A 2,358-nucleotide genomic window follows, 5' to 3' on the forward strand; every position below is an offset into this window, starting at 1 on the left:
GACCTCAGGTCATCCAGGGGCCGGGCGAGAATGCCGGCGTGGTCGACATCGGCGACGGCGACTGCGTCGTCTTCAAGATGGAGAGCCACAACCACCCGTCCTATATCGAGCCCTACCAGGGCGCGGCGACCGGCGTCGGCGGCATATTGCGCGACGTCTTCACCATGGGCGCCCGGCCGATCGCGGCGATGAATGCGCTGCGCTTCGGCTCGCCTGACCATCCCAAGACCCGGCACCTCGTTTCAGGCGTGGTTTCCGGCGTCGGCGGCTATGGCAACGCCTTCGGCGTGCCGACAGTCGGCGGCGAGGTCAATTTCGACGCCCGCTACAATGGCAACATCCTGGTCAACGCCTTCGCGGCGGGCCTTGCCAAGACCGATGCGATCTTCCTGTCGGAAGCCAAGGGTGTCGGCCTGCCGGTCGTCTATCTCGGCGCCAAGACCGGCCGCGACGGTGTCGGCGGCGCCACCATGGCCTCGGCCGAATTCGACGACAAGATCGATGAGAAGCGCCCGACAGTGCAGGTCGGCGATCCCTTCACCGAAAAGTGCCTGCTGGAAGCCAGCCTCGAACTGATGGCCTCGGGCGCCGTCATCGCCATCCAGGACATGGGTGCCGCCGGCCTCACCTGCTCGGCGGTCGAAATGGGCGCCAAGGGCGACCTCGGCATCGAGCTCTATCTCGACAAGGTGCCGGTGCGCGAAGAGCGCATGAGCGCCTACGAGATGATGCTGTCGGAAAGCCAGGAGCGCATGCTGATGGTGCTGCGCCCGGAAAAGGAAAAGGAAGCCGAGGCGATCTTCCACAAATGGGGGCTCGACTTCGCCATCGTCGGCAAGACCACCGACGATCTGCGCTTCCGCGTGCTGCACCAGGGGGATCAGGTCGCCGATCTGCCGATCAAGGATCTCGGCGACAAGGCTCCGGAATATGACCGGCCGTGGGTCGAGCCGAAAAAGCCGGCGCCGCTGGCCGCCAATGACATTCCGCAAGCCGACGTTGCCGACGCGCTGCTGAAGCTGCTCGGCGGGCCCGACCTGTCTTCGCGCCGCTGGGTCTGGGAGCAGTATGACACGTTGATCCAGGGCAATTCGCTGCAGCTTCCAGGCGGCGATGCCGGCGTGGTCCGGGTCGAAGGCCATGCGACCAAGGCGCTCGCCTTCTCCTCCGACGTGACGCCGCGCTATTGCGAGGCCGACCCTTATGAGGGCGGCAAGCAGGCGGTGGCCGAATGCTGGCGCAATTTGACCGCCACCGGCGCTCTGCCGCTGGCCGCCACCGACAACCTCAATTTCGGCAACCCGGAACGGCCCGAGATCATGGGCCAGTTGGTCGGCGCGGTGAAGGGCATCGGCGACGCCTGCCGCGCGCTCGGCTTCCCGATCGTCTCCGGCAATGTCTCGCTCTACAACGAGACCAACGGCCAGGGCATCCTGCCAACCCCGACCATCGGCGGCGTCGGGCTGATCGCCGACTGGTCGAAGATGGTGCGGACCGGCTTTGCGGCCGAGGGCCAGATGATCTTGCTGGTCGGCGCACCCGCGTCCTGGGGAACGCATCTCGGGCAATCGGTCTATATGCGTGACGTACACGGCCGCACGGATGGCCCGCCGCCGCCGGTCGACCTCGAGCATGAGAAGCGCGTCGGTGACCATGTGCGCGCGCTCATCGCATCCGGCATCGTCACGGCGGCGCACGACGTTTCCGATGGCGGTGTCGCCGTTGCACTTGCCGAGATGGCGATGGCGTCCGGAATCGGCGCCGCCGTTCCCGGTCTTGTCGGCACCGACCCGATCCCGGTCTGGTTCGGCGAGGACCAGGGCCGTTATCTCCTGACGCTGTCGATCGATCCGCATGGTGACGAATGGGACGCCATTCGCAAGCAGCAGGGCGAACTCGGCATCTTCGCGCCGTGGATCGGCTCGACCGGGGGCAGCGCGCTGAAGCTTGGCGACGCCAGGGCAATCCCGGTCAGCGAACTCTCCGCGGCGCACGAAGGCTGGTTCCCCCGCTTCATGGACCAGGCCAGTTGACGAGAGCATGATCCCGAAAAGTGGGAACGGTTTTTCGGGAAACTCATGATCAATCACAGGAAACTGGCTGGTCGGGCGCTGATTGCAGTCGTCTTCTGGCCGTCGTTGTTCTTCTTCTGGTTCCTGGGACCGTTCGTCTTTTTCCTGCTGTCGACAACCTCGAGCGAGGTGTGCATGCGGCTGGAAACGCGCGCGGAGTTCCTTGCCGCGGCCAATGGCGCCATCCCCATGCTCATCGCGCAGAATCTCATCTACGCGGTCCCGATCATCTGCCTGGTTCTGTGGGACCGCCTGGCGCCGGATCCGGCACGGGCAAGGCATATCG

1 protein-coding gene and 1 pseudogene are annotated in these 2,358 nt (G+C 65.6%); both read left to right on the top strand.

From position 1 onward, the window contains the following. A partial coding sequence (gene purL / locus EN893_RS29495) for a phosphoribosylformylglycinamidine synthase subunit PurL (protein ID WP_128362004.1) occupies positions 1-2,033 on the top strand: 2,033 nt, incomplete at its 5' end. Between the two features lie 45 nt (positions 2,034-2,078). Continuing rightward, positions 2,079-2,358, top strand: a pseudogene (locus EN893_RS29500) (hypothetical protein); the annotation flags it as partial.

The sequence above is a fragment of the Mesorhizobium sp. M7A.F.Ca.CA.004.04.2.1 genome (genome assembly GCF_004022825.1).
In the GTDB taxonomy this organism is placed as follows: domain Bacteria; phylum Pseudomonadota; class Alphaproteobacteria; order Rhizobiales; family Rhizobiaceae; genus Mesorhizobium.